The organism is Actinoplanes sp. NPDC048967, from assembly GCF_040649415.1.
Taxonomy (GTDB): domain Bacteria; phylum Actinomycetota; class Actinomycetes; order Mycobacteriales; family Micromonosporaceae; genus Actinoplanes.
Genome location: NZ_JBEZFL010000007.1, coordinates 65,184 through 92,174 on the forward strand (window position 1 = coordinate 65,184; position 26,991 = coordinate 92,174).

The 26,991-nt window shown below is 72.3% G+C and carries 22 protein-coding genes; 6 read left to right on the top strand and 16 right to left on the bottom strand.

Annotation, left to right across the window (positions count from 1 at the left end; genetic code table 11):
- Positions 1-35: 35 nt before the first annotated feature.
- From AB0C12_RS28590 to AB0C12_RS28610, 5 genes are read right to left on the bottom strand one after another with little or no spacing between them, the layout of a single operon-like run.
- Positions 36-692: a response regulator transcription factor gene (locus AB0C12_RS28590; protein ID WP_360552924.1), complete on the bottom strand. Its 657-nt coding sequence runs from the start codon at positions 690-692 to the stop codon at positions 36-38.
- Positions 689-1,813, bottom strand: a complete 1,125-nt coding sequence (locus tag AB0C12_RS28595) for a histidine kinase (RefSeq protein WP_360552925.1) — start codon at positions 1,811-1,813, stop codon at positions 689-691. Before AB0C12_RS28595 ends, AB0C12_RS28590 begins: the two co-directional genes overlap by 4 nt.
- A 55-nt stretch (positions 1,814-1,868) precedes the next feature.
- On the bottom strand, positions 1,869-2,900 hold the full coding sequence (locus tag AB0C12_RS28600) for an alcohol dehydrogenase catalytic domain-containing protein (protein ID WP_360552926.1): 1,032 nt from the start codon (positions 2,898-2,900) through the stop codon (positions 1,869-1,871).
- 4 nt (positions 2,901-2,904) lie between these two features.
- Positions 2,905-3,771: a hypothetical protein gene (locus AB0C12_RS28605; RefSeq protein WP_360552927.1), complete on the bottom strand. Its 867-nt coding sequence runs from the start codon at positions 3,769-3,771 to the stop codon at positions 2,905-2,907.
- Between the two features lie 55 nt (positions 3,772-3,826).
- Positions 3,827-4,405 (bottom strand): DUF1684 domain-containing protein, encoded by a 579-nt coding sequence (locus AB0C12_RS28610; RefSeq protein WP_360552928.1) that lies wholly within the window; start codon positions 4,403-4,405, stop codon positions 3,827-3,829.
- Positions 4,406-4,536: 131 nt separating this feature from the next.
- Here AB0C12_RS28610 and AB0C12_RS28615 point away from each other — a divergent pair, with 131 nt between their 5' ends.
- Complete coding sequence (locus AB0C12_RS28615; protein WP_360552929.1) at positions 4,537-8,172, top strand: family 78 glycoside hydrolase catalytic domain; 3,636 nt, start codon at positions 4,537-4,539, stop codon at positions 8,170-8,172.
- On the opposite strand, the gene AB0C12_RS28620 is transcribed toward AB0C12_RS28615, so the two are convergent.
- The 5 genes from AB0C12_RS28620 to AB0C12_RS28640 are packed head-to-tail and all read right to left on the bottom strand — an operon-like array spanning position 8,151 to position 12,204.
- A complete protein-coding gene (locus AB0C12_RS28620; RefSeq protein ID WP_360552930.1) occupies positions 8,151-9,212 on the bottom strand; it encodes an ABC transporter ATP-binding protein in 1,062 nt (353 codons plus the stop codon). The genes AB0C12_RS28615 and AB0C12_RS28620 overlap by 22 nt on opposite strands.
- A complete protein-coding gene (locus AB0C12_RS28625; protein ID WP_360553353.1) occupies positions 9,209-10,000 on the bottom strand; it encodes an ABC transporter permease in 792 nt (263 codons plus the stop codon). The genes AB0C12_RS28620 and AB0C12_RS28625 overlap by 4 nt, the downstream gene beginning before the upstream one ends.
- Positions 9,997-10,800 carry a molybdate ABC transporter substrate-binding protein gene (modA, locus tag AB0C12_RS28630; protein WP_360552931.1) on the bottom strand — a complete coding sequence of 268 codons (804 nt, stop codon included), beginning with the start codon at positions 10,798-10,800 and terminating at the stop codon, positions 9,997-9,999. The genes AB0C12_RS28625 and modA overlap by 4 nt, the downstream gene beginning before the upstream one ends.
- Positions 10,797-11,195: a TOBE domain-containing protein gene (locus AB0C12_RS28635; protein ID WP_360552932.1), complete on the bottom strand. Its 399-nt coding sequence runs from the start codon at positions 11,193-11,195 to the stop codon at positions 10,797-10,799. The genes modA and AB0C12_RS28635 overlap by 4 nt, the downstream gene beginning before the upstream one ends.
- Positions 11,196-11,253: 58 nt before the next feature.
- Positions 11,254-12,204: an aminoglycoside phosphotransferase family protein gene (locus AB0C12_RS28640; RefSeq protein WP_360552933.1), complete on the bottom strand. Its 951-nt coding sequence runs from the start codon at positions 12,202-12,204 to the stop codon at positions 11,254-11,256.
- A gap of 103 nt (positions 12,205-12,307) precedes the next feature.
- Between AB0C12_RS28640 and AB0C12_RS28645 the strand changes: the two genes are divergently transcribed.
- On the top strand, positions 12,308-13,309 hold the full coding sequence (locus tag AB0C12_RS28645; RefSeq protein ID WP_360552934.1) for a hypothetical protein: 1,002 nt from the start codon (positions 12,308-12,310) through the stop codon (positions 13,307-13,309).
- A 22-nt stretch (positions 13,310-13,331) separates the two neighbouring features.
- Here the strand turns inward: AB0C12_RS28645 and AB0C12_RS28650 are convergent, their stop codons facing one another.
- From AB0C12_RS28650 to AB0C12_RS28660, 3 genes are read right to left on the bottom strand one after another with little or no spacing between them, the layout of a single operon-like run.
- A complete protein-coding gene (locus AB0C12_RS28650) occupies positions 13,332-14,129 on the bottom strand; it encodes an ABC transporter permease (protein ID WP_360552935.1) in 798 nt (265 codons plus the stop codon).
- Positions 14,126-15,061 carry an ATP-binding cassette domain-containing protein gene (locus AB0C12_RS28655; protein ID WP_360552936.1) on the bottom strand — a complete coding sequence of 312 codons (936 nt, stop codon included), beginning with the start codon at positions 15,059-15,061 and terminating at the stop codon, positions 14,126-14,128. Before AB0C12_RS28655 ends, AB0C12_RS28650 begins: the two co-directional genes overlap by 4 nt.
- Entirely contained in the window at positions 15,061-15,636 is a 576-nt protein-coding gene (locus AB0C12_RS28660; RefSeq protein WP_360552937.1) for a helix-turn-helix domain-containing protein, read from the bottom strand. The genes AB0C12_RS28655 and AB0C12_RS28660 overlap by 1 nt, the downstream gene beginning before the upstream one ends.
- On the opposite strand from AB0C12_RS28660, the gene AB0C12_RS28665 reads away from it, so the two are divergent.
- Positions 15,595-16,617, top strand: a complete 1,023-nt coding sequence (locus AB0C12_RS28665; protein WP_360552938.1) for a siderophore-interacting protein — start codon at positions 15,595-15,597, stop codon at positions 16,615-16,617. The genes AB0C12_RS28660 and AB0C12_RS28665 overlap by 42 nt on opposite strands.
- Here the strand turns inward: AB0C12_RS28665 and AB0C12_RS28670 are convergent.
- Positions 16,614-17,420 (bottom strand): PrsW family glutamic-type intramembrane protease, encoded by an 807-nt coding sequence (locus AB0C12_RS28670; protein WP_360552939.1) that lies wholly within the window; start codon positions 17,418-17,420, stop codon positions 16,614-16,616. The genes AB0C12_RS28665 and AB0C12_RS28670 overlap by 4 nt on opposite strands.
- Positions 17,421-17,637: 217 nt before the next feature.
- Between AB0C12_RS28670 and AB0C12_RS28675 the strand changes: the two genes are divergently transcribed.
- From AB0C12_RS28675 to AB0C12_RS28685, 3 genes are all read left to right on the top strand, one after another.
- Positions 17,638-22,200 (top strand): hypothetical protein, encoded by a 4,563-nt coding sequence (locus AB0C12_RS28675; protein WP_360552940.1) that lies wholly within the window; start codon positions 17,638-17,640, stop codon positions 22,198-22,200.
- Positions 22,197-22,775 (top strand): hypothetical protein, encoded by a 579-nt coding sequence (locus tag AB0C12_RS28680; protein ID WP_360552941.1) that lies wholly within the window; start codon positions 22,197-22,199, stop codon positions 22,773-22,775. The genes AB0C12_RS28675 and AB0C12_RS28680 overlap by 4 nt, the downstream gene beginning before the upstream one ends.
- 475 nt (positions 22,776-23,250) lie before the next feature.
- Positions 23,251-23,784: a hypothetical protein gene (locus tag AB0C12_RS28685; RefSeq protein ID WP_360552942.1), complete on the top strand. Its 534-nt coding sequence runs from the start codon at positions 23,251-23,253 to the stop codon at positions 23,782-23,784.
- Between the two features lie 75 nt (positions 23,785-23,859).
- On the opposite strand, the gene AB0C12_RS28690 is transcribed toward AB0C12_RS28685, so the two are convergent.
- Positions 23,860-25,143, bottom strand: coding sequence for a multidrug effflux MFS transporter (locus AB0C12_RS28690; RefSeq protein ID WP_360552943.1), 1,284 nt, complete (start codon positions 25,141-25,143; stop codon positions 23,860-23,862).
- 209 nt (positions 25,144-25,352) lie between these two features.
- Positions 25,353-26,981: a beta-1,3-glucanase family protein gene (locus tag AB0C12_RS28695; protein ID WP_360552944.1), complete on the bottom strand. Its 1,629-nt coding sequence runs from the start codon at positions 26,979-26,981 to the stop codon at positions 25,353-25,355.
- Between the last annotated feature and the right edge of the window lie 10 nt (positions 26,982-26,991).

A 26,991-nucleotide genomic window follows, 5' to 3' on the forward strand; every position in this document is an offset into this window, starting at 1 on the left:
GTCCCAGGTCCGGTGGCCGGACCGTACTTTCGGCGTCAGCGCCCGTGCACCCGGTGCGTCTCGTAGGCCCAGATCGCGATCTCCACCCGGTTCCGGGCGCCGAGTTTGTTCATCAGGCTGGTGACGTGGGTCTTCACCGTGCTGAGGGTGATGCGCAGCTCGGCGGCGATCTCGGCGTTCGTCCGCCCGCGGGCCACCGCGCCCAGCACCTGCTCCTCGCGGTCGGTCAGCGGGTCGACGGGCTGCACCGCCGCCGCGGGCCCGGAACGGGCGAACGTCCGCAGCAGCCGCGCGGTGATGCTCGGCGCGATCAGCGCCTCCCCGTCCGCGGCGGCGTGCACGGCCTGGGCCAGCATCGCCGTCCCGGCGTCCTTGAGCAGGAAGCCGCGGGCCCCGGCGCGCAGTGCGGCGTACACGTACTCGTCGAGGTCGAAGGTCGTGATGACGACCACCGCGAGCGGATCGGTGACGTCCGGCCCGGCCAGCGCTCGGGTGGCCGCGATGCCGTCGACGCCGGGCATCCGGATGTCGAAGAGGCACACGTCGGGCCGCAGGTGCCGGGCCAGTTCGACAGCCCGCCGGCCGTTCCCGGCCTGGCCGACGACCTCGATGCCCGGCTGCGAGTTGAGGATCATCGTGAGCCCGGTCCGGACGATCTCCTGGTCGTCGGCGACGACCACCCGGATGCTCACGCCGGCGCTTCGCCGCGGGGCAGCACCGCGGTGACGGTCCAGCCGCGGCCCGGGCCGGGGCCGGCCTCGCAGGTGCCGCCGAGCAGCCCGGCGCGCTCGGCCATGCCGATCAGGCCGTAGCCCGGTGCGCCGGTCCGCGGCGGGCGGCTCTCGCCGTCGTCGCTGACCCGCAGCCGCACCGCGGTGGGATCGGCGCTGACCCGGACCTCGATGCGGGTCGCGTGCCGGGCGTGCCGCCGGGCGTTGGTCACCGATTCCTGGGCCAGCCGGAAGATCGCCGCCCCGACCGGGGACGGGATGCCGGTGAGGTCACCGGTGAGGCCCACGTCGACCGGTGGGCCGGTGCGGGAGCGGCCGGCCAGCGTGGCCAGGTCCTCCAGGCGGGGACCGGGGTCGGGCTCGGGCTCGGCCGGCCGGTCGTGCCGCAGCACGCGGACCATGCTGCGCATCTCGGCCAGCGCCCGGGAGGCCTCGGCCTCGATGATCCGCAGGGCGTCGGTGGCGGCGGCCGGGTCGTTCGGCGCGGTGGCCAGGCCGGCCTGGGCCCGGATGGCCATCGCGGACACGTGGTGGGCCACGGTGTCGTGCAGGTCCCGGGCCAGCCGTTCGCGTTCGAGCAGGGCGACCTGCTCCAGCTCGCGCTGCCGGGCCCGGGCCCGGTACCGCGCGGCCAGGCCGAGGGCCACGGTCGCGGAGATGACGGCCGGACCGGCGACCAGGTCGGCCCCGCCGAGCTGCCCGGCGGCCGCGGCGAGCACGCCCTTGGCCAGCACGACGGCCAGCCCGAGCACGGCCTCGCGACCGGAACCCCAGCGCAGCAGGGCGTAGAGCAGGATCAGCACGAAGGCGACCGTGTACATCTCCAGCGCCGGGAGGAGCCCGCTGACCCCGAAACCGATGGCCACCATCAGCAGCGGCCGGGTCCGGCGCCACAGCAGAGTCGGCACCAGCGCGACGACCACGGCGACCGAGACGAACCGCCACGGCAGTTCGGGACGCAGCAGCCCTTCGAGCACGGCGAGCGGCACCAGCACGGCGACCAGCGCCCAGTCCCGCCACACCCGCTCCGGCGGGTGCGGGGAGCGGGGCTCGTCCCGGATCGAGCGCAGCAGTTCGAGCACGTACTGATCGTACGGACGGCCCACCGCCGCCAGATCGTCCCAAAGTACTAGGAGCTCAGGGCACGATGACCTGAACGCCGGCCGGGGCGGCGCCGTCCATGGCGGCCAGGGCCGCCGGGGCGTCCGGGAGCGCGAGCTCACCGGTGATCAGCTCGCCGGGGCGCAGCGCGCCCGTCTCCACCAGCGACAACATTTCCGGGTACGCGTGCGCCGGCATCCCGTGGCTGCCCAGGATCTCCAGCTCGTGCGCGACGACCAGCTCCATCGGCATTGTCGGGCGGCCGGTCACCGCGGGCAGCAGTCCCACCTGCACGTGCCGCCCCCGCCGGCGCAGCCCCTCGATCGAGGCGGTGAGGGTGACCTGGCTGCCCAGCGCGTCGAGGGAGACGTGCGCGCCGCCGCCGGTGAGCTCCCGGATCGCCTGGACCACCGGAGTCGTGGCGTCGACCGTGGCGGTCGCGCCGAAGTGCCGGGCCAGGGCCAGCGCCTCGGCCGACACGTCGACGGCGACCACCCGGGCACCCGCCGCCGCCGCGATCATCACCGCGGACAGCCCGACACCGCCGCATCCGTGCACCACGACCCACTCGCCGGGCCGGACCCGGCCCTGGGTCACCACCGCCCGGAAGGCCGTCGCGAACCGGCAGCCCAGGGTGGCGGCCGCGGCGAAGCTGATCCGGTCGTCCAGGCGCACCAGGTTGGTCCCGGCGTGCGGCACCACGACGAGGTCGGCGAACGAGCCCCAGTAGGTGAAGCCGGGCTGTTCCTGCCGGTGGCACACCTGCTGGTCGCCGGCCAGGCAGGCCGGACAGGTGCCGCACGCGCAGACGAACGGCGCGGTGACGCGGTCGCCGGCCTGCCAGCCCCGGACGCCCGCACCGACCGCGGTGATCTCCCCGGCGAACTCGTGACCCGGGACGTGCGGCAGCCGGATGTCGGTGTCGTGGCCGCGCCAGCCGTGCCAGTCGCTGCGGCACAGCCCGGTCGCGCGGACGGCCACGACGACCCCGCCGTCGGGTGGCTCCGGGTCGCGGACGTCGCGAAGCTCGGGCAGTTCACCGAACCGGTCGTAGATCACCGCACGCATGGCCTCATCGTCGCAGCCGGCCGTACGACTCCAGCGTGCGGAGCGCCTCCACGGTGACCCGGCCGCGCCACGCCAGCCGGGACGCGGTGCTCGGCGGTTCCCAGGTGAGCGCCCAGCCACCGTCCGGCTGCTGGGCCTGCAGCAGGTGGTCGAGGTGCCCGTCGAGCTGGGCGTCGGTGAACAGGGACCGCCAGCGCGAGTCCGGGGTCGGGGCGAAGTGCAACGGGGTCAGGCCGTACCCCTCGGTCTCGGGGTCGAGGTGGAACATCGAGGTGGTCATCAGCCGCTCGGTCACGGCGGGGACCAGCTTGTCCGCGCGATCCCGGTCGGGCACGTGGGCCAGGAAGGCGAAAACCTCCAGCAGGGCGTGCGCGTCGTCGGGTGGCGGGTTCTCGTCCAGCGCCTGCCAGCAGTAGCGGGTGGCCGCGTCGCGCCACGGGTGGGCGACGTCGAGCTGGTACAGCAGACCGGCCAGCCCGGCGGTCGGGTTCAGCCCCGGCACGTAGGTCCAGTCCGTCATGTGCTCGGCGCGCGGGTAGGCCTCGATCACCGGCGCGGCCAGGGAGACCGCGCCGTCGACCGCGACACTGTCGAGGAAGCCGGCCGCCCGCCGCAGCATCTCCGGATCGGTGGTCCGGGCGGCCACGAGGGTCTGCAGGGCGATCTCGACGTCCAGGGGCAGGCTGGCCGGGCAGCGCTTGTCCGGCTCGAGCCCGTGGCCGAAACCGCCGTCCTCGTTCTGGTAACCGCGCAGGGCGTCGACGACCCCACCGGCCGGTGCCCCGTGGAAGAGCGTGTCGAACAGGCGTTGCTCCAGCAGCCGGGCCTCGGCCCGGACGAACCGCTCGGCAGCGGCGAAGACGTCATCCATGGCCGAAGCGTAGGAGCCCGGCGGCGGCACCGTCTTGAAGAAATCGGACGCGTGGTCAGTGGTACTTGAGCTCGCCGGCGGTGATCGCGGTGGTCAGCCTGTTCTCCGGGGGCGCCAGGGGGCAGAGCCACTGGTCGTCGTACGCGCAGCTCGGGTTGTAGAGGTAGTTGAGGTCCAGCAGGACGCGGGTGCGGGAGACCATCTCCAGCCCGCGGCCGTGGGTGCCCTTCACCGTGTCCGTCAGGTACCGGCCGCCGCCGTACGACTGGGGGCCGCAGGTCGCGTCGCGGACCGGCAGGAACAGCCCACCCCCGTACGCGGCCAGCCACCACAGCGACAGCTCGCCCCACGGGGTGTCCAGGATGCCGACCCGGTCGTAGTGGCACACGCCGTCCGGGCCGCCCGTGTCGATGTCGATCTCGCCCGGCGCCGGGCGCAGCTCCACCTCCGCGCGGAACTCCTCGCTGGGCGGGAAGTAGGACAGACCCTCGAAGTCGCCGGTGCTCGGGATCGGTGACTGGGGGTGGTACGCGAACAGCTCGTCACGCCGGGCGCGGAAGTCGGAGAGGTCGGTCGCGGTCAGGTAGATCCGGGCCACCGCCGCGCGGTAGTCGGCGAGTTCGAGTGCCTGCACGCGCACCACCGTATCCCGCACCCCTTGAGTGGATCTTGTGGTTCGCCCTACGCTCGAAAGGTCAGCGCATTGAAACGTTTAAATGCGTTGATCCGCTGCCCCGCGCACCTCCCCCCACCGAGGAGAATCGCATGGCCAAGTCCCTGTCCCTCCATGCCCGCAGACCGCTGCTGCTCGCCGCGGCCCTCCTGCTGCTGCCCGGCTCCCCGGCCGCCGCGGCGCCTCCCGTCTCCCGTCCCGCCGCCCTGATCACCGCGCCGGTCGGCCTCGCCGGCGCGCACTGGATCTGGTTCGCCGAGGGGGAGCCCGCGCAGAGCGCCCCCGCCGCCACCCGCTACCTGCGCCGCACCTTCACCGCCCCGGCCGGCCCCTACACCGACGCCCAGCTGGTCGTGACCGGCGACGACACGGTCGACGTCTGGCTCAACGACACCTACCTCGCCGGTTCCACCCGGGCCGCCGACTCCTGGAAGACCGCCCGCTACGTCGACCTGGCCGCCGCCCTCAAGCCCGGCGGCAACACCCTGACGATCGCCGCGCGCAACACCAGCGCGGGTCCGGCCGGTGTCCTCGGCCGGATCCGGGTCGCCACCGCGGAGAGCGCTGTCGACCTGGTCACCGACGGCAGCTGGCAGGCGGCCGACTCGGTGCCGCAGACCTGGACCGCGGCCAAGGACCTCGGCGCGTACGGCACCGGGCCGTGGCGCAGCGACGTCGCCGGTCCCGACCCCGGCGCCGGCTCACCGGTCACGCTCGCCGGCCTGACCACCGAACGCCGGACCGACCCGGTCGGGCTCGACACGGCGAAACCGCGCTTCGGCTGGCGGCTCGTCTCGGCCGCCACCGGCCAGCTGCAGGGCCGCTACGAGCTCACCGTCGGCACCACCCCGGGCGCCGCGGACCTCTGGGACAGCGGCCAGGTCACTTCCGGGCAGAGCGTGGACATCCCGTACGGCGGACCGGCGCTGGCCAGCAACCGCACCTACCACTGGCGGGTACGGGTCTGGGACGCCCAGGGCCGGCCCAGCCCGTGGAGTGCCGCCGCCCGCTTCGACACCGGCCTGTTCAACCCGGCGGCCGAGTGGCAGGCGGACTTCATAGGCGGCCCGGCCACGGTCGACCTCACCGGCGCCGAGTGGATCTGGTATCCCGAGGGTGACCCGGCGACCACCGCCCCGGCCGAGCAGCGGTTCTTCCGGCGCACCTTCGACCTGGCCGCGGTGGCGAAGTCCACCCTCGTGGTGACCGGGGACGACACCGCCGACGTGTGGGTCAACGGTTCCCGGGTCAGCACCTCGCGCCGCGTCACCGACTCGTGGAAACGGGCGACCACAGTGGACGTCTCCGCGCAGCTGCGCGCCGGGACGAACACCATCGCGATCGCCGCGGCCAACAACGTCGCCGGGCCGGCCGGTGTCATCGCCAAGCTGACGAGCGGCACGACCACCGTGGCGACCGGTAGCGCCTGGAAGGCCGCGCAGTCCGGTCCGGCGGGCTGGGAACAACCGGGCTTCAACGACGCCGGCTGGGCCGCGGCCAAGGTGACGGCCGCCTACGGGACCGGCCCGTGGGGCGCGCAGGTCACGGTGCCGAATCCGACGCCGTACCTGAGCAAGGGTTTCAGCGTCGGCAAGCCGGTCGCCCGCGCCCGCCTCTTCGCCACCGCGCTGGGGCTGCACGACACTTATCTCAACGGCACCAAGGTCGGCGCCGAGCGGCTCGCGCCCGGCTGGACCGACTACAACGACCGCCTCCAGTACCGCGCCTACGACGTCACGGGCAGCCTCAAGCAGGGCAGCAACACCCTGGGGGCGCTGGTCGGCAACGGGTGGTACTCGGGCAACATCGGCTTCGCCGGCAGCCGGCGCTACGGCACCTCGCCCTGGTACTCGGCGCAGCTGTCCATCGAGTACACCGACGGGACGCGGGCTGACGTGCGTACCGATGGCTCCTGGTCGGCGACCGCCGGCGTGATCGTCGCCGACGACCTGTACCACGGCGAGGATCAGGATGCCCGCATCCGGCCCGGGGCCGGCACGGCCGTCACCGTCCGCACCGCCGCCAAGCCGAACCTGGTCGCCCAGGTCGACCCCGGCGTCACCGTGCGGCAGCAGCTGCGGCCGAAGAGCATCTCCCAGCCGAAGCCCGGCGTCTTCATCGCCGACCTCGGGCAGAACTTCGCCGGCTGGAACCGGCTCACCGTGACCGGCCCGGCCGGCACCCGGGTGACCCTGCGGCACGGCGAGATCCTCAACGCCGACGGCACGCTCTACACCGCCAACCTGCGCGCCGCCCAGGCCACGGACACCTTCACGCTCGCCGGGACGGGCGCGCCGGAGGTCTTCGAGCCGCACTTCACCGTGCACGGCTACCGCTACGTCGAGCTGACCGGCTTCCCGGGCACACCCACCGCGGACAGCCTCACCGGGCTCGCCGCCTGGACCGACGGCGCCGAGACCGGCACCTTCACGACCAACGATCCGCTGGTCAACCAGTTGCAGCACAACATCCTCTGGGGTGCCCGCTCCAACATGCTGTCCATCCCGACCGACTGCCCGCAGCGCGACGAGCGGCTCGGCTGGACCGGCGACATCGCGGCGTTCGGGGCCACGTCCACGTTCAACTTCGACACCCACGGACTGCTCACCAAGTTCGCCGACGACCTGGTCGACGCCCAGCGGGCCGACGGGGCGTTCACCGACGTGGCCCCGGCCGTGATCGACGGCGCGGGCAAGGCCGGCTGGGCCGACGCGGGGGTGATCGTGCCGTACACGGTGTGGCAGCGCTACGGCGATCTGTCCGTCGTGGACAAGCACTTCGCGGCCATGGCCCGCTACGTCGACTACCTCTCCTCGACCGCGGGCGCGGACCTGATCCGCGACCACGAGACCTTCGGTGACTGGCTCAACGTCGACGACAACACCCCGAACGACGTCTCCAGCACGGCGTTCTTCGGCTGGTCGGCGCGCCTGCTGTCGCGGATGGCCGCGGCGACCGGGCGTACGGCCGAGGCGACCCGGTACGGCACGCTGGCCGACCAGATCGCGGCGGCGTTCACCAACCGGTTCGTCGCCGCCGACGGGACCGTGGGCAGCAACAGCCAGACCGGGTACGTGCTCGCGCTCGCCTTCGGCCTGGTGCCGGCCGGCCGTACGCAGGCGGTGGCGGACAAGCTCGCGGCCAAGGTGGACAGCCGCAACGGGCACCTGTCGGTGGGGTTCATGGGCGTGGAGAATCTGCTGCCGGTGCTGGCCGAGCACGGGCACGCCGACACGGCGTACCGGATCCTGCAGCAGCCGGACTATCCCGGCTGGGGGTACATGAACTCGCGCGGGGCGACCACGGTCTGGGAGCGCTGGGACGGGATCCGGCCCGACGGCTCGCTGCAGGACGTGGGGATGAACTCGTTCAACCACTACGGCCTGGGCTCGGTGGGGGACTGGCTCTACCGCACGGTGGGCGGGGTGGCTCCGGCCGCGCCGGGCTACCGGCAGGTGCTGATCGCCCCGAAACCCGGCGGTACGGTCACCTCGGCGACCGCGTCGCTGCAGACCCGGTACGGCCAGACGCGCTCGGAGTGGACCCGCACCGGCTCCACACTGACGCTGAAGGTGGTGGTCCCGCCGAACGCCACAGCCACGGTGCAGGTCCCGGCCTCGTCCGCGGCTGCTGTCACCGCCCCGCCGGAAGCCGTGCCACAGGGCTACAGCGGCGGTGCGGCGTCCTACAGCCTGGCCTCCGGTAGTTACACCTTCACAGCGGGGTAGGTCGTCGCCTCGGTCGCTTTGAGGCTGGCCCAGACCTCACGACCGGGCTCGAGTCCCAGCTGCACGGCGGCCGCCGGCGTCACGTCGGCGGCCACCGTGATCCCGCCGGTCAGCTCGATGCGCAGCGCGTCCCCGTGCCGGGAGACGGCCGCCACGGTCGCCCGCCAGGTGTTGCGGGGACTCCCGTCGGGGCGGGCCGCGTAGAGGGCGACAGCGGCGGGCGGGAAGGCCACGAACACGTCGCCGTGCAGCGGCGTCGCCGTGGTGAGGGCGAAGCCGTCGGTGATCCGGACCAGCCCGCCGTCCGCCCGGCCGCGGTAGAGGTTGAGTCCCACCAGCCGGGCCACGTAGTCGGTGCGCGGCCGGGAGGTGATCGCGGCGGCGTCGCCGGTCTGCACCACCCGGCCGTGCTCCAGGATGACGAGCCGGTCGGCGAGCATCATCGCGTCCAGCGGATCGTGGGTGACCAGCACCGTCGGCCCGGTGTGCGCCGCGAGGTGGCCGCGCAGGTGGGCCCGGGTGTCGAGCCGGGTCCGGGCGTCCAGCGCGGCGAGCGGCTCGTCGAGCAGCAGCAGGCGCGGCCCGGTGGCGAGCGCCCGGGCCAGCGCCACCCGCTGGGCCTGACCACCGGAGAGCTGCCGCGGCTTCTTGCCGATGTGTTCGGCCAGCCCGACCCGGCCCAGTAGCTCGGTTGCCTCGGCCCGCGCCCGCGCTCGAGGGACGCCCCGGCAGCGAGGCCCGAAGGCCACGTTCTCCACTGCGGACAGATGCGGGAAGAGCAGGTAGTCCTGGAAGACCACGCCGATGTGCCGGTGCTCCGGCGCGATGAACACCTTGGCCGCCGGGTCGTCCAGGCGTTCGCCGGCGAGCTCGAGGTGGCCGTCGTCCAGGGCGACGAGTCCGGCGAGGGCCCGCAAGGCGGTGGTCTTGCCGGCGCCGTTCGGGCCCAGCAATGCCACCACCTCGCCGGCCTCGGCGCGCAGCACGGCGTCCAGCGTGAAGCCGTCCCGCCGGACGACGAGGTGCGCGTCCAGGCTCACGGCGCGCCCAGCCAGCGGTCGCGCAGTCCGGCCAGGATCACCACGCTGACCACGAGCAGCACCAGGCTCAGCACGATGGCCGCGTCCAGGTCCTGTTCCAGGGCCAGATACACGGCCAGCGGCATGGTCTGGGTGCGCCCGGGGAAGTTGCCGGCGAAGGTGATCGTCGCGCCGAACTCACCCAGCGCCCGGGCCCAGCACAGCACCGCCCCGGCCGCCACCCCCGGCCCGATCAGCGGCAGCGTGACCCGCCGGAACGCCGTCCACCGGCTCGCCCCCAGCGTCGCCGCCGCCTCCTCGAAGCGCGGGTCCGCCCCGCGCAGCGCCCCCTCGACGCTGATCACCAGGAACGGCATCGCCACGAAGGCCTCGGCCACCACCACCCCGGCGGTGGTGAAGGGCAGGCTGAAACCGAACGTGGCGTCCAGCCACCCGCCGACCAGGCCGCGCCGGCCGAAGACCAGCAGCAGCGCGACCCCGCCGACCACCGGAGGCAGCACCAGCGGCACTGTCACCAGCGCCCGGACCAGCCGCCGGCCGGGAAACCGGGCGCGGGCCAACAGCCAGGCCAGCGGTACGCCGAGCAGCAGGCACACCACGGTCGCCAGGGTCGCGGTCAGCAGGGACAGCCGCAGGGCCGCCAGCACGCCGGGCTCGGTGAGCCGCTGCGGCAGGGTCGTCCAGGGTGCCCGGATCAGCAGCCCGGCCAGCGGCAGCACGAGGAACGCCAGCCCGATGATCGCGGGGATCGCCAGGGCCAGCGGCGCTCGGGACGGTGACCGGCTCAGGGCTGCTGGAACCCTGCGTCGGTGAGGATCCGCTGCGCCTCGGGGGTCCGGAGAAAAGCCAGGAAAGCGGTCGCGCCGGCCGGATTCGGCGCGTCCTCGAGCGCGACGACCGGGTAGTCGTTGACCGCCCCGGCGGACTCGGGGAACTCGACGCCGTCGACGTCGGCCGCCGCGGCCCTGGCGTCGGTGCGGTAGACCAGTGCGGCATCCACCTCGCCGAGCTTCACCTTGGCCAGCGCGGCCTTGACGTCCTGCTCCAGGGTCACCGGCGTCAGCCGTACGCCGGCCGCGGACAACGCCTTCCCGGCGGCCGCACCGCACGGCACCTGCTCGGCGCAGAGGGCCACTTTGACGCCGGGGCCGGCCAGGTCGGCCAGTGTGGTCAGGCCCTCCGGGTTGCCCTTCGGCACCGCGATGACGAGCTGGTTGCGCGCGAAGGTGACCGGGGTGCCGGTGGCGGCGCCCGCGTCCGTGACCGTCTTCATGGTGGCGGCACTGGCCGCGGCGAACACGTCGGCCGGGGCGCCCGCGGTGATCTGCTGGGCCAGGCCGGCGCTGCCTCCGAACGAGAAGCTCACCTCGGCCGACGGGTTGAGCTGCTCGAACTTCGTGCCGATGGCGGTGAACGACTCGGTCAGCGAGGCCGCCGCCAGCACCGTCACGGGTCCGGCGGCGTCGCTGCCGGGGCCGGCTGAACCGGGCGAGCCGCCGCTGACCGGCTCGTCCGGGACCGGGGAACTGCACCCGGAGAGCGCCAGGAGTGCGGCCACCGCGACCGCGGCCAGCCGTCGCGCCCTCATGCGTCGTCCCCTCTTTCCACGACCACGGTCGTGGACTTGATCACCGCGGTCGCCGGGGAGCCGACCTCCAGGCCGAGGTCGTCGACGGCCTCCCGGCTCATCAGCGACACCAGCCGGAACGGTCCGGCCTGGAGGTCGACCTGGGCCATCACCGCGTCCCGGGTGATCGCCGTGACGATGCCGCGGAGCCGGTTGCGGGCCGAGGAGCGCCGGGAACCGGTGTCGGGCTCGTCGGCCAGTGAACGCGCGAACGCGGCCAGGTCGGCGCCGGCGACCGTGCGGTGCCCGTGGCCGTCACGCTCGGCCGTCAGCCGGCCGGCGTCGATCCAGCGGCGCACCGTGTCGACGCTGACCCCGAGCAGCTCGGCCGCCTCACCGATCCGGTACGTCGTCACGACCGCCAGCCTAGGCCGCAGATGCCAGGGCGTCGAGCCGTTCCGACTTGCATCTGCGTCACTTCAGGTCGCGCAGCTCTCGTTCGAGCAGCACGGTCAGATAGTCGTGCCGTTCGCTGCCGACCGGGATGCCGCGGCTCGGACCCTCGGCCAGCATCAGCGTGTAGAGGTGGACGCGGTAGAGCCCGAGCCGGGTCCGGGCGGCGTCGTCGAGCACCAGGCCGGTCGCGGCGGCGTACCCGCGCAGGAACGGATGCCCCGGCTCCTCCTCGATGCGGTGGAACAGGGCCGGCGACACCAGGTCCAGCAGCGGGTCGCCCCAGAGGAAGCGTTCGCCGTCGACCAGCCCGGTCAGCCGGCCGCCGGCGGCCAGCACGTTGCCGTCCCAGAGATCGAAGTGCAGCAACGCGGGCCGGGTGACCTGGGCCAGGTTCGCGTGGTGCCGGGCGGCGAGCGCGTCGATCCCCGGTGGCAGCGGAACCTCCCAGTCGGCCGCGTCGGCCAGCAGGGCGGCGATGATCGCGGCGTACGCGGTGGGCCAGTCGGTGCCGGCCGGACGGTCACCGGTGTAGCCGAAGTGCGGGCCGGTGAGCCGGTGCAGGCCGGCGATCGCGGAACCGAGCTGCTCGCGTACCTCTGCCGCCGCGGCCGTCCCGGCGGCGTCCGCCGGCTCGCTCAGGCTGCTGCCGGGCAGCATGGTCGTGACGATCCAGTCGTCCGCGACATGCAGCACCTCCGGCACGGGCACCCCGGGCGCGCCGGCGCGGACGGCCCGGAAGTACGCCGCCTCGGCGGGGATGAGGTCACGCTCGTACCGCAGCAGCCGGACGCCGGGCGGGGGACCGACCTTGACCACCATGTCGCGTCCGTCGGCCAGGCGGGCGCGCCACACGGCCGCGAAGCCGCCGCCGGACAATTCCCCGGCTTCGCTGACATTCACCCCGAAAACGCCGCTGAGCAGGCTGTCGACCAAGGAAAAGTCGAGATTGCGTTGGGTCGGACTGCGCATGCCGCATTGTGCATCTCTCGTGGTTGGGAAAACCTTGGGGTCCACGAAGGATCGAAGCCCGATCGATGGTGGGTCGGACGCCCGGAAGGGTACACACGCTTGCATGACCGTCAGTGACGAACGGCCGGGGTTGGCGGACCTCGGCCGGGACATCACCTCAGGTGACAACGCCGTTCCCCCGGCAACCCGCCCGGTGCCCCTGGCGCCGCCGGTCGGCGTGGACGACCTGCCGCGATACCTGCATGCCCTGCGCCGGCTGGCCGACGCGGACGACCTCGCGGCGGCCCACTCCGGCTGCACCCTCGCGATCGACGTGGCCGGCCGGGACGGCTCGGCGGCGGGCCTCGCGATGGCCTACTCCCAGCGCAGCTCGGTGGCCCGGCGGCTCGGCCGGCTGGCCGACGCCGCCCGCGACGCCGACGCGTCGGCGGAACTGCTCGCGGTCTCGGGCACCGAGCAGGCCGGCCCGGCCGGCTCGCTGGTGCTGTCGCGGCGCCTCGCGGTCCTGCTCGACCTCGGCGACATCGCGCTGGCCGACAGCCTGCTGACCGCGGCCGGGCTGGACGACGACCTGCCCGACGACCCCGAGTTCCTGCTGCTGCGCTACGTCCGCGGCAAGCTGCACACCGCGGCCGAGCGGCCCGGCGAGGGGCTGGCCGACCTGTACAAGTGCGGCGAGCGGCTGGCCGTGCGGCGCTCCGACCACCCCGGCGTGCTGCCGTGGCGCTCAGCGGCGGCGTCCGTCCTCGTCGGACTCGGCGCTCGGGAGGCGGCCGAGCGGCTCGTCGCCGAGGAGGTCGCCCTGACCCGGCGGCACGGGCTCGCCTCGGCGCTGGGCCGGGCGCTGCGGATCCAGGGGCAGGTCCGCCCGGGCGCGGCCGGAATGGCCGCTGCCGAGGAGGCGATCCGGGTGCTGCGGGGCACGCCGCGGCGCTTCGAGCTGGCCACTGCCCTGGTCGACCACGGTGCTCTGCTCAACGCGGCGCGCCGCCGGCCGCAGGCCCGCCGGGTGCTGCGCGACGGGCTGGAGCTGGCTCAGGAGTGCGGCTCGCCCGCCCTGGTCGCCCGCGCCCGGGCCCTCTTCGCGGGACGGAACCATCCCTAGCGCTCCCACCCGTACGTGCGGGTCAGGTGATGTCGCGGCGCATGGGCAGAATGATGGCGATCAGGGAGGCGGCGAGCGCGTACCCGGTGAGCAGCAGCGCGCCGGCGGCTGGTGACAGCAGCCGGACCGCGGTGCTGCCGACCTCCTGCGACATGGCGTCGGCCAGGTAGGTGAAGTCGGTGAGGGCGGCCGTGGCCCCGCCGGGCAGGACCGGGTAGAGCGCGTTGACGCCGGGGATCATCATGAGCAGCGGCTCGCCCAGGTACAGATAACCGATCACGACGCCCACGGCCACCACCTGGTTGCGGAGCAGCGCGCCCACGCCGACACCGATCAGCAGGTAGACGACCATGGCGAGGCCGATCCGGGCGAGCAGCGCGAGCACGAGGCCGGACGGCAGGCCGAGCGGGATGCCACGGGCGGCGGCGACGGTGAACAGGGCCGCGGCCGCCGTGCCGGCGAGGACCAGCCCGTAGACCAGTCCGGTGACGCCGTAGGTGGCGAGTTTGGCGACGAGCACCTGCCAGCGGCGGGGAGCGAACAGGAACGTGACGGCGGCCGTGCGGTGCCGGTATTCGGATGAGACGGCGAGTGCGCCGACGGCGGCCGGCACGAACGCGGTGTAGCCCAGCATGCCGAGAACGGCGCGGAGGCCGGCTTCGGTGTCCAGGCCGGGCATGGGTGGGTCGAAGTTCTCCGGCCCGACGAGCGCCATGGCCCCCATCAGGCCCCCGCCGAACAGGACGGCGGCCAGCAGCAGCCCGGTCCCGACGCGGGTGGCCGACAGCCGGCGGAACTCGGCCTTGATCAGGTGATTCATGAGGTGGCCGCCTTGTCGCTGGTCAGGTCGAGGAAGAGCTGTTCCAGGCTGGACTTCTCGGTGACCAGCTCGTGCACCCGCAGCTGGTGCGCGGCGGCGAGGTCGGCGACCCCGGGCGCGTCCAGTCCGCGTACGCGCAGCCCGCCGTGGCCGGCCGCCTCGACCTGTGGTGCGTCGCCGTCCGGCCGGCTGTCCCGCAGGGCGGCGGCCAGCCGGTCGGCGTCCGGGGAGCGCACCAGGACCGCCGGTGGCCCGGCGAGCCGGGACCAGGGTCCGGCGGCGACGAGTTCGCCGCGCCGGATCACCACCACGTCGTCGACGAGCTGCTGGACCTCGCTGAGGACGTGGCTGGAGATCAGCACGGTACGTCCCTCGCCGGCCAGCCGGCGCAGGAAGCCGCGCAGCCACAGCATGCCTTCCGGGTCGAGGCCGTTGCTCGGCTCGTCCAGCAGCAGCACCCGGGGATCGCCGAGCAGTGCGGTGGCGAGATTGAGCCGCTGACGCATGCCGGTGGAGAATCCGCGGGTGCGGCGGTCGGCGGCCTCGGTGAGGCCGAGCAGGTCGAGCAGCTCGGTGACCCGGGTGTCCGGACAGCCGCCCATCGCGGCGTAGACGCGCAGGTGGTCGCGGGCGGTGTGACCGGGGTGGAACGCGTCGGCGTCGAATACCGCGCCGACCGTGCGCGAGGGCTTCGGCAGCCGGGCGTAGGGCCGGCCGCCGATGGTCGCGGTGCCGGACGAGGGCGAGACGAGGCCGGTCAGCATGCGCATCGTGGTGGTCTTGCCGGCGCCGTTGGGCCCCAGGAAACCGGTGACCACGCCCGGTTCGACGGTGAAAGTCAGCTCCCGTACGGCGGTGACCGTGCCGTACCGCTTGGTCAGCCGTGAGACCTCGATCGCCTGCCTGTCGTCGGTAACCGTGACTGATGCCATCAGTCGATCCCTTCGTGGTGTGGCCCCGATGGCGCCGGCTGCTCGGTGGGCAGCAGGATGGTGGCGAGCAGGCGGGGCACCCTGCCTTCGCCGGGCTCGTTGCCGAGCATCGGCCCGATGACCCGGTTGAGGTCGGCGGCGAACTGCGCCAGCTCGGTGTCGTTCAGGTGGAGCACGATCTGCTGGTAGCCGGCCCCGTCGGCGGCGAAGTCGATCCGCTCGCGGGCGAGGTAGCGGGAGAACTCGGACAGCAGGCTCGAGACGAATGCCGTGAAGTACCGGGCGTGGTCCTGCGGCGTGGCCGTGGCGAGAGCCGCCGCGTCCAGCGTGGCGCCGTGGGCGGGCAGGGCGTAGACCCGTTCGACGGCACCGCGGACCCTGCGCTGGTCCACCACCTCGATCAGGCCGGCCTTGGCCAGCGTGGCGAGGTGCCGGTACAGCGTGGCGTGCGGGATGTCTGGCAACAGCGCCACGAGGTCGTGCGTCGTCAGCCGGGCGCCGGCCAGTGCCCGCAGGATCCGGATGCGCACCGGATGCAGGGCCAGCTCGGCCCAGCGTTCCCGCGGAAGCTCCATGACGCGAATGATATCAGTATCGATACTGATAACAAAGGGCAGGTAAGGGTAGCCTTGGCTTGCCTGTGCTCCCGTACCGATCGGACCGGTCTCTTGACGACGACATCGCGCGCTGCCGCACCCGTCCGGCGCCCCGCCGCCCAGCCCTATCGGCCGTTCCCCCTGCGGGTGGCCCGAGCGGTCCGGTTGAGCACCACCTTCCTGCGGGTCACGCTGACCGGTGAGTCCCTCGCCGAGTTCGCCGGGCACGGGCTCGACCAGCGCATCAACCTGCTCCTGCTGCCGGCGGACGCCGACCACGAGGAGTTCGCCCGCCGCCCGGACTGGCTGGCCGCCTGGCGTTGCGGCCCACCGGCTTCCTGGGCGCCGCTGCGCGTCTACACGGTCCGGGCGTTCCGTCCCGCCGCCCTCGAGGTGGACGTGGACTTCGCGCTGCACGGTGACAGCGGTCCGGCGTCACGCTGGGCGTCGGCGGTCCGGCCCGGTGACAAGGTGGTGATGATCGGTGCCACGCACGGCCACCCGGTCACGGACATCGCCTGGCGCCCGCCGGCGAGCGCCACCCGGCTGCTGCTGGCCGCCGACGAGACGGCGCTACCGGCCGCCGCGGCCATCCTCGAGAGCCTGGACCGCCCGGCCACCGCGTTCCTGGAGGTGCCGAGTCGCGACGACTGCCTGCCGATCGGCGGCCCGGCCGCCGTAACCTGGCTGGTCCGCGCGGCCGGGCAGCGGCTGGAGCCGGTGGTCCGGGCCCACCTGGACGTCGCGGCGCCGTGCGGGCCGCCCGTCGCCGTGGATGCCGCCGAGGACGAGGTCTGGGACGTGCCGGAGGAGCCGGCGGGCGCCTTCTATGCCTGGCTGGCGGGCGAGGCGGGCACGGTGGTGGCGCTACGTCGGCACCTGGTCGGCGAGCGGGGCGTGGACCGCGCCTCGGTCGCCTTCATGGGCTACTGGAAACGCGGCCGCGCCCAGCGGAACTAAACGGTCAGCGGCTCGCGGGGTGCCCAGGTGCTGTGCTCCGCGAAGGCCCGGTAGCGGTGCAGGGCCAGGAACAGCCAGCCCAGGCTGATGATCGCCAGGATGACGAAGGCGATGGCCCCGCCGAAGGTGTCCCAGGCGGTGTGCATCGCGACGGCGCCGATGAAGGTGGCGATGAACGCCAGCAGCTTCCTGGCCGACGGGCTGGCCACCAGCGCCCACAGGGCCCCGCAGGTCAGCCCGGTCCAGGCGGTGTGCCCGGCCGGAGCCGTGAGACCGCGGACGAACAGCGTCTCCTGAACCGTGCCGATGTTGCCCTGCGACGACAGCAGGGCGGTGAAGCCGTAGCCCATGGTCTCCAGCGCGGCGAAGCCCATGCCGGACGCCACCCCGATGACCAGGCCGTCCGACGGCAGCCGGCGGCCGTGCCGGGCCAGCAGCGCGAACAGCAGCACGATGGGCACGATCATCTTGGCTGATTCCTCGATGAGCGCGACGAACACCATCGGCAGCGCGCCCAGCCCGCGCAGGGCGTCGTACTCCAGGGTGCCGGCCACGACGACGCCGATGACGCCGCCGAAGAAGGCCGCCACCACGAGGGCCGACGGCGGCACCTGCCAGTGGCCGGTACGGGCCTGCGCGAACGTCAGGAAGGCCAACGGCACCACGGTCGCGCCGAGCAGCAGCAGGGACGGGATGAAGTTGGGGTTCTGGGTCCGTACCAGGGTGCGCAGCACGATGACGTAGAGGACCAACCCGATGACCAGCACGCCCAGCCACGCCCACCGCCGCGAGAGATCACGCATGCTGCGATCCTCGCGCACCCGGTGGCCGGTGCGCCAGACGCCGCGATGTTGATCACGCAGAGTACTGAAATGGCCCTTGACAGTGACCAGGGGCTAGACAATCATCGGCTTCGATGTAGCGCAGCACCACGGGGGATTCATCGCGCGCTACCCGGCCGAGGCGGTATGCCCGGCCTCTTTCGGCATGCCCCCGTGGTCGACGCACGGGGGAGGCACCGTGACCGCGTCCTATCCGGATCTCATTCCACTGCTCCTGCTCGCCGCCGCCGTACCCGTCCTGTTCCTGCGGGGCCGGCGAAGAAGCACGCTGCCACACCGGATCGCCCTCGCCATCGGGGCCGGCATCTGGATCTCCGTCACCGGCGGGGCGGTGTGGCTGGTCAGCCAGGCCACCGCGGCCCAGTTGCCGGCCCCGCCGGTGGCCACGTCACCGGGCAACCCCTGCGTCGCGGGGCAGACCGCCCGGACCTTCAACGTCTCGCTGATCAACCTGCCGCTGTTCCTCAACCGCTTCGGCGACGTCGTCCCCGAGGGCCGGATGTACGTCCTCGACGAGAACATCGCCAAGGTGCGGGCCGGCTTCAAGGACGCGGCCAACCCGGCCAAGGCCAACGAGAACGACCTGATCGAACCGCTCACCCTGCGGGTCAACCAGGGCGAGTGCGTGGAGGTGCGCTTCACCAACCGGCTGAACGAGCCGGCGCCCGCGGTCAACCAGCAGGTCCGCAACTCGGCGATCTTCACGCTGCCCGGTGAGACGCTGCGCGCGGCCGGCACGGTGACGCCGACGCCACGCGAGTTCGCCCCGGCGGGCACGGTGCCGGACAACGACTTCGACCCGGCCACCGCGCCGAACGCCTCGATGCACTTCGACGGCCTCGACTACGACGTCAAGGGCTCCGACGGCTCGGTCGTCGGCAACAACCCCGACTCCACGGCGGCGCCGGGCGCGGCCCTCACCTACCGGCTGTACGCCCAGACCGAGGGCGAGTTCCAGTTCAAGGACGGCGCCGACCTGTCCTCGCAGCAGACCCGGCCGGTGGACAGCAACGGCAAGGTCCGCTTCATCGGCTCGCACTCGTTCGGGGCCTTCGGCGCGATCCTGGTCGAGCCGGCCGGCGCCACCTGGGTCGACGGGCGCACCGGCGGCGCGCTGCCGTCCGGCACCCGGGCGGTGATCAAACTGCCCAACAACAAGGACTTCCGGGAGAACGTGCTGTTCATGCACGACGAGGTGGAGGCCGAACCGGGTGTGCTGACCCGCTTCTGCCGTACCGACTCCGGCGACGAGCAGGGCGGCAACGAGTGCCGTCAGCCCACCTCGGCCGAACTGGCCAAGCTGACCGCGGGCACGCTGCCGGACCTCGGTGGCGGCGACGCCGACGCGCTGGTCCAGGGCGAGATCCCGGTCAAGCTGGAGTGGTTCGGGTTCAACTACCGCTCCGAGCCCGGCTTCAACCGCGAGGAGGTGGGCTGCTCGGCGGCCAACCGTACCGGGCAGGGCTTCGACGCCGAGCGGTGCATCGGAGAGGAGACGTCGCTGTCCTCGTGGGCGTACGGCGACCCCGGCGGCGGTGACCTCGTCTTCGCCAACTACCGCGGGGAACCGGCCCAGGTCCGCCTGCTGCACCCGGCGGAGTTCGAGACCCACACCTTCCACTGGCATGTCAACCGGTGGATGTTCGACCCCAAGGACGAGGGCGGGGTCGACGAGATCAGCAAGTCCACCCACCTGACCAAGGTCACCAACGTGCTGGACGTGCAGGCCGTGTCCCCGGGCAGCCACTACAGCCTGGTGGTGCAGGGCGGGGCCGGCTCGGCGCACAAGGACAAGGCCGCCACCTTCGGCGACATCATCTTCCACTGCCACCTGTATCCCCACTTCGCGACCGGCATGTGGGGTCTCAACCGGACCCTGGACAAACGCGAGGACGGGACCCGGGTGAACCCGGACGGCACGCCGATCCCGCGGCTGGAACCGCTGGCCGACTTCGACTACCAGCCCGCCGTGGCCGGCACGAATCCGCCGTTGTCACCGAACCCCACCACACCGGGCTTCCCGCTGTTCGTACCGGGCAAGTTCGGTTTCAAGGCGCCGAAGCCGCCGCTGGGCGTGCCCGAGCGCGGCACGGCCGGGGTCTTCCCGCCGACCGCGGCCGAGAAGGCCGCCGCCGATCCGGGCGCGCAGGTGGCCGGCGGCTTCTTCCAGAATCCGTGTCCGGCCGGGCGGCCGGTGAAGACGTACGACGTCGCGGCCATCGAGATCAGCCAGCAGTACAGCCCGGACCTGCAATGGGTCAATCCGCAGTCGCGGGTGTACGTCCTGCAGTCGGAGAAACAGGCGGTGCTGGGCGGGCGAAAACCGGAACCGTTCGCCCCGATCCTCAACGTCGGTGACTGCGTGGTCTACAAGCTGACCAACGAGCTGCCCCGGCAGTTCGGCGGCAACGTCTTCGACCGGGCCCAGGAGACCAACGAGGTCGGCATCCACCAGCACATGGTGCAGTTCGACGTGCTGTCCTCCGACGGCGCGGCGAACGGCTGGAACTACGACCAGGGCGCCGACATCAACCAGACGATCACCTACCGCAACTTCGTGCACGAGAACACCGCGACGAACTCGTTCCACGACCACTTCTTCCCGAACGTGCACCAGGACAACGGGCTGTTCGGCGGGTCGACGATCCATCCGGCCGGCTGTGCGCCGTCCCCGCCCAAGACGGTCGGCACCGTCTTCGACATGGTCTGCACCACGGCGACCGACTACAACGGCACGGTCTCCGACGGCGTGGACTACCGCAGCTTCTCGTTGTTCGTCGAGGACCACGTGCCGATGTTCCAACCGGCCAGCGCCGCGACCACCAACGACGACCGGGTCATCACCCCGGACGGCGTGCCGATCTTCCCGGCCAAGTTCCCGTCCAGCACCGACGACGCCGGCGTGATGGGCGTCAACTACCGGCTCGAACCGTTCGAGGGCCGAAGAAACAGCGATCCGGCGAACCTGTTCGACTCCGGGGTGCACGGTGATCCGTTCACGCCGTTACTCCAGGCCTTCACCGGTGACAAGGTGAAGTTCAACCTGTTCCAGCTGTCCCAGGAGGAGTCGCACGGCTTCAACCTGGACCGCTTCAGATGGAAATTCGAACCCAAGGATCCACAGTCGAACGTCGTGCAGGCCCAGCACATAGGCATGCTGGAGTACTTCGAGGCGACAGTGCCGCTCGACGACCAGGTGTCCGAGAACGCGACGCTCAACTATCACGACTATCTCTACAACTACAGCGGCACCGACGACTTCTTCCTCGGTGCGTGGGGGCTGTTGCGCTCGTACGGCTGCAAGAATCCGCCGAAGGGAGCCGACGCGCCGATCAATGAGCTGCCGGACAACCAGGTCCCGTGCCCGCAGTTCGCCGCCCCCGCGAAGGGCAAGACCGGCACAGCCGCGAAGGCCGCGATGATGTCCGACCCGTGCGGCACCGCGGACACGGTCAAGAACTTCACCGTCGTCGCGATCAACAAGGACATCACCTACAACAACGCCGGCGACCACGATCCCCGCGGGCTGATGTACGCGCTCGAGGCGGACCTGCCGGCGCTGGCCAACGGCACCAAGAAACCGGAACCCCTGGTGATCCGGGCCAACGCGGGCGACTGCCTCAACGTCACGTTCAAGAACCAGCTCGATCCGGCCAAGATGACACCCGGTTGCCACGAGGCGACCGAGCCGGGGCAGCTCGGCTTCAAGACGGGTGTCGTGGCCTACCCGGCCTGCATCGACCAGCCGCCGCGCAACGAGCACAACGTGCCGGGCTTCCAGCCGTTCCCGGTCAGCGCCCGGGCGTCGATCCGGCCGCAGTTCCTGGAACACGACAAGTGGTCGGCCGGCTCGAACATCGGGGGTAACCCGGACACCACCGTCGCCCCCGGCGGCACCCAGGTGTACCGGTGGAAGGCGCCGGCCACCATGACCGGGATGGCCCTGCTGCAGGACCGTGCCGACGTGCAGAGCCATCTCCAGCACGGCCTGTTCGGTGCGCTCGTGATCGAACCGGCCGGGTCGACGTACCTCAACCCGGCCAACGGCCAGCCGCTGACCAGCGGCACCAGCGCGGTGATCAGCAACCCCGGCCAGGCCGACTTCCGGGAGAACATCGTGCTGCTCAACAGCGACCTGGCGTTGTTCCGCAAGGACACCAACGCCAACCCCGCCGACGACCAGCCGGTGCCGGACAACTTCGACCTGGTCAAGACCCCGAGCCGGGAGGCCGACGACCCGGAGGACCAGGGCGAGGTGGCGGTGAACTACCGCAACGAGGCGTGGGCGCACCGCTATGCCAACGATCAGAACATCACCAACATCCTGAGCTCGACGGTGCACGGAGACCCGTCCACCCCGCTGTTCGAGGCGTACGCGGGAGACAAGACGGTCTTCCGGGTGGCGCAGGCGGTCGGCAAACCCCGATCGACCAGCTTCACCCTGTACGACCACGTGTGGCGGCGCTCGCCCAACGACCCGCAGTCCCAGGTGGCGGCGAGCCAGGGCCAGTTCAACCCGGGCGTCGGCTACGACGTCGTGCTCGACCCGGCTGTGCTGGGCGGTGCCGGTGGCCGCCGGGCCGCGGCGGGTGACTACCTCTACCGCTCCAACACCCTGGCCCGGCACCTGACCGGCGGGCAGTGGGGGCTGTTCCGGGTGCACGCCACGGCCCGGACCGGCCTGATCGCCCTGCCTGACCATCCGATCTCGACAGTCAGGGCGGCGGAGGGGCCACGGTGAGCAAGTTTCGTCTCTCCGACGAGATGTTGGGACGGCCCGAGCGCACTGCGAAGCGCGCCCGGGCCCCCCGGGGCCCGTCACGGCGGCCGGGTGCGCCCTCGCCGTTCCGGCAGGGACTGCTGCTGGGCATCTGCGTAGGCATGACGGCGGCGCTGGCCCTCGGCGTGGTCGGCTTCCTGGTGACCCGTCCGCAGGCGGCTCCTCCGGCAGCGGCGCCGGCCGCTTCACACGCTGCCGCGGCGGGAAACGGCAAGCAGCCACAGGCCTCCATCGACGTGGCGGCCGAGCACCTCGGTGACCTGCAGATCCGGATCGACGCCCGGGTCAGCGCGCCGGGCTCGTACAGCCCGATCACCAAGGGCCAGGTCGTCGCCTACACCGACATGGTGGCCATGCCGCTGTCACACCGGCAGGGGCCCATCGTGATGGCGGAGGTGTCCGGGTCGCCGGGCACGTACCAGGCGGTGTCCCAGGTACCGATGATCGGCGAGTACAACGTGACGGTGGAGGTGCGCCAGCCGATGGCGGCCCAGGCGGACCACCGGATCGACGTGCAGAACGTGAAACGTTCCTGAACCGGACGCGGGACCGCGCTGTCGCCGTGCGGTCCCGCGTCCAGCACCTTTGTCAGAGCTGACCAGCTTCCGGCCACCCGGTCGACGCCGGGCGTTTCCACGGGGAGAGAGCAATTCCCGGTATCGGGCGATGACTCGTCTCGCAGGCCGGCCGAAAGGGATAACGTGTCTGCGACCGGCGCCCCCTCGGGGCGCCGGCCTTCACGTGGAGGTCATTTGCTTTGATCATCTCTCTCGGCGAGGCCACGGCGACTGGTCGCGAGTGGGCGGACTCCACCGACGCGGAGATCGCGGGGCCGGCGGGAATGACGATGCTGAGCAGTCCGCTTTCCGCTGACGGTTCCTTCTTCACGGTGCAAATCGGCCCCCTCACAGGGCCCGGGAGCATCATCAGCCTCGGGCTGCACGGGGCCAGGCCGTCGAATGCGCCGACTCTGCTGGGACGCACGCGGGCGGATGCGGTCTGGATAGCCGAATGAGTGAGTCTGAGCGTCAAGTTCTGCGAGATCTGGTCGGCGGCCGCATCGAGCGGGTCCGGCTCTGGGTGCCCGAGGGAGCCGTACCGTCCGGCGACGAGCTCGCCGGGGTCGTGGACGTCGATCACGGCGTCGTGGTCTCGACCACGGCGGGGGAGCTCGCGCTGGCCTGGCGGATCGACGGCTACGACGAACACCTCAGTGCGGTCGGTGATCCCGCCGCCAGCCCGGCGGCCCGGGTGAACCGGATGGTCGACGTTTCCGATGGCCGGCCGTGGTGCGTGCTGATCGGCGCGACCGTCACGGGTGTGGGCACAGCCACGGCTGAGGCGGAGGACGGCAGCAAGCTGCTGTGGTCGGTCCGGCTCGAAACCGGCGCCGGGCACAGCCTGACGGTGGCGCTCGGCGAGACCGGGAACGGCGCGGTCGAGTATCGGCCCAGCAACCTCGTTGCCGTTTTCGACCGCGGGGTCGCCGAGGCCTATGCCGTCGAGCCCGGCGGCGAGAGCGCCTGGGGCACCGACCTCGGCTGATGGTCCGCGAACACGGGAGCCATCGGAGCAGCACAGCTCCGATGGCTCCCGTCGTCGAGCTTGGTGGGACGACGGTCAGTGGGCGGTGGCGAGCGCCGGGTTCGCGTCCTCGACCGGGAGCTGCCAGGGGCGGACCACCAGCAGCAGCACCACGTTCGCGGCGAGCATGCCGCCGGCGATCACCAGGGCCATGCTGACCGCGCCGGTGCCCAGGACCCCGACCAGCGGTGCGGCGAGGGCGCCCACGCCGAACTGGACAGCGCCGAGCAGGGCCGCCGCCGTGCCCGCGGCCTCGCCGTGGCGGGACAGGGCCAGCGCCGGGGCGTTGGGCAGGGCCAGGCCGGCTGCGGCCAGGACCAGCCACAGCGGGACCAGGACGCCCGGCAGGCCGCCGAAGCCGGTGGCCGCGAAGAGCAGCAGGACCAGGCCGGCGAGCGCCCCGCCGGCCAGGGAGCTGATCAGGATCTGCGACGGGGTCCAGCGGCGCAGCAGCCGGACGTTGAGCTGGGTGGCGGTGATCAGGCCGACCGCACCCGCGCCGAAGACGTAGCCGAACTCCTGCTCGTTCAGGCCGTACTGCTCCTGGAAGACGAACGAGGAGCCGGAGACGTACGCGAACAGCGCCGCCATCGCGAGCCCGGCCACCAGGATCAGCCCCAGGTAGGCCCGGTCGCCGAAGAGCCGGCCGTAGTCGCGCAGGGTGCCCACCACGCCGCCGTTGCGGCGTCGCTCGGCGGGCAGCGTCTCGGGCAGGGCCAGCGCGGTCACCGTGAGCATCGCGATGCCGAACAGGGCCAGCACCACGAAGACGCCCCGCCAGGACGTCCAGTTCAGGGTGATGCCGCCCAGTGTCGGGGCCAGGATCGGCGCGGCGCCCATGACCAGCATCAGGCGGGAGAGCAGCTTGGCGGCGGCCAGACCGGTGAACAGGTCACGCACGATCGCCATGGCGACGACCGCGGCCGCCGCGGCGCCCAGGCCCTGCAGGACCCGCAGCGTGCCGAGCAGCGCCAGGTTGGGCGCGATGACGCAGAGGACCGAGGCCAGGATGTGCACGGCCACACCGGCCAGCAGCGGCGCGCGGCGCCCGACGGCGTCGGAGACCGGGCCGATCAGCAGCTGGCCCAGGGCCAGACCGGCCAGGGTGCCGGTGAGGGTCAGCTGGACCGCGGCGGTGGTGGTCTGCAGGTCGTCGGTGATCGTCGGCAGCGACGGCAGATACATGTCGATGGTGAGCGGGCCGAGGGCGATGAGGAAGCCGAGCACCAGCACGAGCTGCAGCCGCTCGCGCGGGGACATGAGCTCCCCGGGCGTCTGCGCCGTCGGCGGTGCTGCGAGGCGTTCGGGCGCCTGGGTCATGAAAGTGGATCCCATCTCGTCGTCCGGTCGGTCGCTGTCCAGCGTCCGACACAGGTATGACAAGTTCGGGCTTCCGGTGGTGATTCCCCGGGCGGCAATTTGGTGCCGCCCGTCACAGTCAAAAGAAATTGCGGAAAAAGGGCCGGCGCGCCTACCGAAGAATGGTAATTCGGTTGACGCGCCGGGCCCGGTGCCGACTATCGAAGGGATCAGAACGGCGTCAGCACGATGCCGGCCTGCCGCGGGTCGCCGTCGTGCACCAGCGACTCCTGGTTCTGCACGTCGTCGAAGGCGAAGCCGTACGCCTTACCGTCCACCATCTGCTCGTGGATGATCCGCGAGTAGTGGTTGGTCAGCGTGCCCTTGTAGAAGTCCGCCGCGCTCCCGCTCGGCTGGGTGTCCAGCGTGCCCAGCGTGCTGCGGTGCAGCGCCGCGCACAGCGTCCGGGCGATCGGCCCGACGACCTGGTCGTTCGGCGCGCCCAGGGCCCCGTCGCAGCCCCACACGTTGGCCGTCGAGGGCTTGGTGAAGGAGGCCACCGTCCGGCCGGTGGTGTCGGTGAAGTTCATGACGTTGCCGGAGGTACGCCCGAGGAACTTGGTGTCCGGGCGGTCGCCGAACGGCACCACGGTCAGCGTCCGGCCGGCGTACGCGTTCCACGCCGACGTGATGTACGGGTCCAGGTACGTCGCACTGAACTGTCCGCCGTCAGCCGCCTTGCCCGGGGCGAGCACCCGCAGCACGGTCCCGTCGGCCCGGGTGTAGACGGTCTTCTCGAACCCCGGCTGGGCCTTGACCCGGTCGATGACCCGCTGCCGCCCGCCGGCCTTGAGCTCGCCGGTCTTGCTGGTCGCCCCGTTACCGCCCTGCACCGAGACGATGTGCGGCACGGCGAACATGTCCACCTGTGAGCTGTTGAGCCACAGGCCGGAGTCGTTGAGCGTGAACTCGCTCCAGTCGAACAGGATGTCCTTGTTCGGGTCGGCGCCGGCCCACGGTGCGGGCTGGACGAGGCCGTCGGTGCTGAGGCGGAAGTCGAGCTTCTTGCCGAAGGACATGTAGAGCCGGCCGGAGAGGTTCTTCGGCATCTTGATGGTGGTGCTGGCGCCGTTGGCCGGTCCGGGGATCGACACGTCGGGGGCCGGGACCGGGGTCGGCTGGCCGCCGGTCCAGTTGGTGAACGTGCCGGCGCCGTTGACGTAGCCGAGCTTGCCGGTGCTCAAGTTGACGCCGAGCAGGTAGAGGTACACCGCGTCGGAGCGGCCGGTGTTGTTGGTGACCGTGACCGGCAGCAGGTTCGAGGCCGGCGGCGGTGCCGGGTTGCCGGTCGGGGCCGTGGTCGGGGCCGTGGCCGGCGGCCGGGTGGTCGGTGCGGTCGTCGGCGGCCGGGTGGTCGGCGCCACGGTGGGGTTCCTCGTGGTCGGCGCGACCGTGGGGGCGGTCGGTCCGCCGCCGCAGGGCTGGCCGTTGAGCAGGCAGTTCAGCGGCGCGCCGCCCGCGCCGACCATGCCGAAGGAGACCTTGGCGCCGGCCGCGACGGTGCCGTTCCAGGCCCGGTTGGTGAAGGTCCGGTGGCTGCCGGCGGCGACCATCTCGGCGTCCCAGAAGCTGCCGATCGTGGCGCCGGCGGGCAGGTCGAACTCGACCTTCCAGGAGGTCATCGCCGACGAGCCGCCGTTGGTGATGGTGACGTCGCCCTGCCAGCCGGAGCCCCAGTCGGACGTCTTGGTGAAGGCCGCGGTCGACGCGGCGGCGGACGCCGGCAGGGCGATCCAGGTCGTCCCCGCGGCCGCGAGCACGGCGGCCACGGAGAGGATGAGTGTTCGTTTGCGGCGCATGGGGGACTGC

Excerpts from the sequence above, each read along its gene's own strand:
- AB0C12_RS28600 (WP_360552926.1), bottom strand. The coding sequence starts at position 2,900 with ATGCGTGCGGTGATCTACGACCGGTTCGGTGAACTGCCCGAGCTTCGC.
- AB0C12_RS28605 (WP_360552927.1), bottom strand. The coding sequence starts at position 3,771 with ATGGATGACGTCTTCGCCGCTGCCGAGCGGTTCGTCCGGGCCGAGGCC.
- AB0C12_RS28615 (WP_360552929.1), top strand. The coding sequence starts at position 4,537 with ATGGCCAAGTCCCTGTCCCTCCATGCCCGCAGACCGCTGCTGCTCGCC.
- modA (WP_360552931.1), bottom strand. The coding sequence starts at position 10,800 with ATGAGGGCGCGACGGCTGGCCGCGGTCGCGGTGGCCGCACTCCTGGCG.
- AB0C12_RS28640 (WP_360552933.1), bottom strand. The coding sequence starts at position 12,204 with ATGCGCAGTCCGACCCAACGCAATCTCGACTTTTCCTTGGTCGACAGC.
- AB0C12_RS28645 (WP_360552934.1), top strand. The coding sequence starts at position 12,308 with ATGACCGTCAGTGACGAACGGCCGGGGTTGGCGGACCTCGGCCGGGAC.
- AB0C12_RS28650 (WP_360552935.1), bottom strand. The coding sequence starts at position 14,129 with ATGAATCACCTGATCAAGGCCGAGTTCCGCCGGCTGTCGGCCACCCGC.
- AB0C12_RS28655 (WP_360552936.1), bottom strand. The coding sequence starts at position 15,061 with ATGGCATCAGTCACGGTTACCGACGACAGGCAGGCGATCGAGGTCTCA.
- AB0C12_RS28665 (WP_360552938.1), top strand. The coding sequence starts at position 15,595 with ATGCAGGGCCAGCTCGGCCCAGCGTTCCCGCGGAAGCTCCATGACGCG.
- AB0C12_RS28660 (WP_360552937.1), bottom strand. The coding sequence starts at position 15,636 with ATGGAGCTTCCGCGGGAACGCTGGGCCGAGCTGGCCCTGCATCCGGTG.
- AB0C12_RS28670 (WP_360552939.1), bottom strand. The coding sequence starts at position 17,420 with ATGCGTGATCTCTCGCGGCGGTGGGCGTGGCTGGGCGTGCTGGTCATC.
- AB0C12_RS28685 (WP_360552942.1), top strand. The coding sequence starts at position 23,251 with ATGAGTGAGTCTGAGCGTCAAGTTCTGCGAGATCTGGTCGGCGGCCGC.
- AB0C12_RS28690 (WP_360552943.1), bottom strand. The coding sequence starts at position 25,143 with ATGACCCAGGCGCCCGAACGCCTCGCAGCACCGCCGACGGCGCAGACG.
- AB0C12_RS28695 (WP_360552944.1), bottom strand. The coding sequence starts at position 26,981 with ATGCGCCGCAAACGAACACTCATCCTCTCCGTGGCCGCCGTGCTCGCG.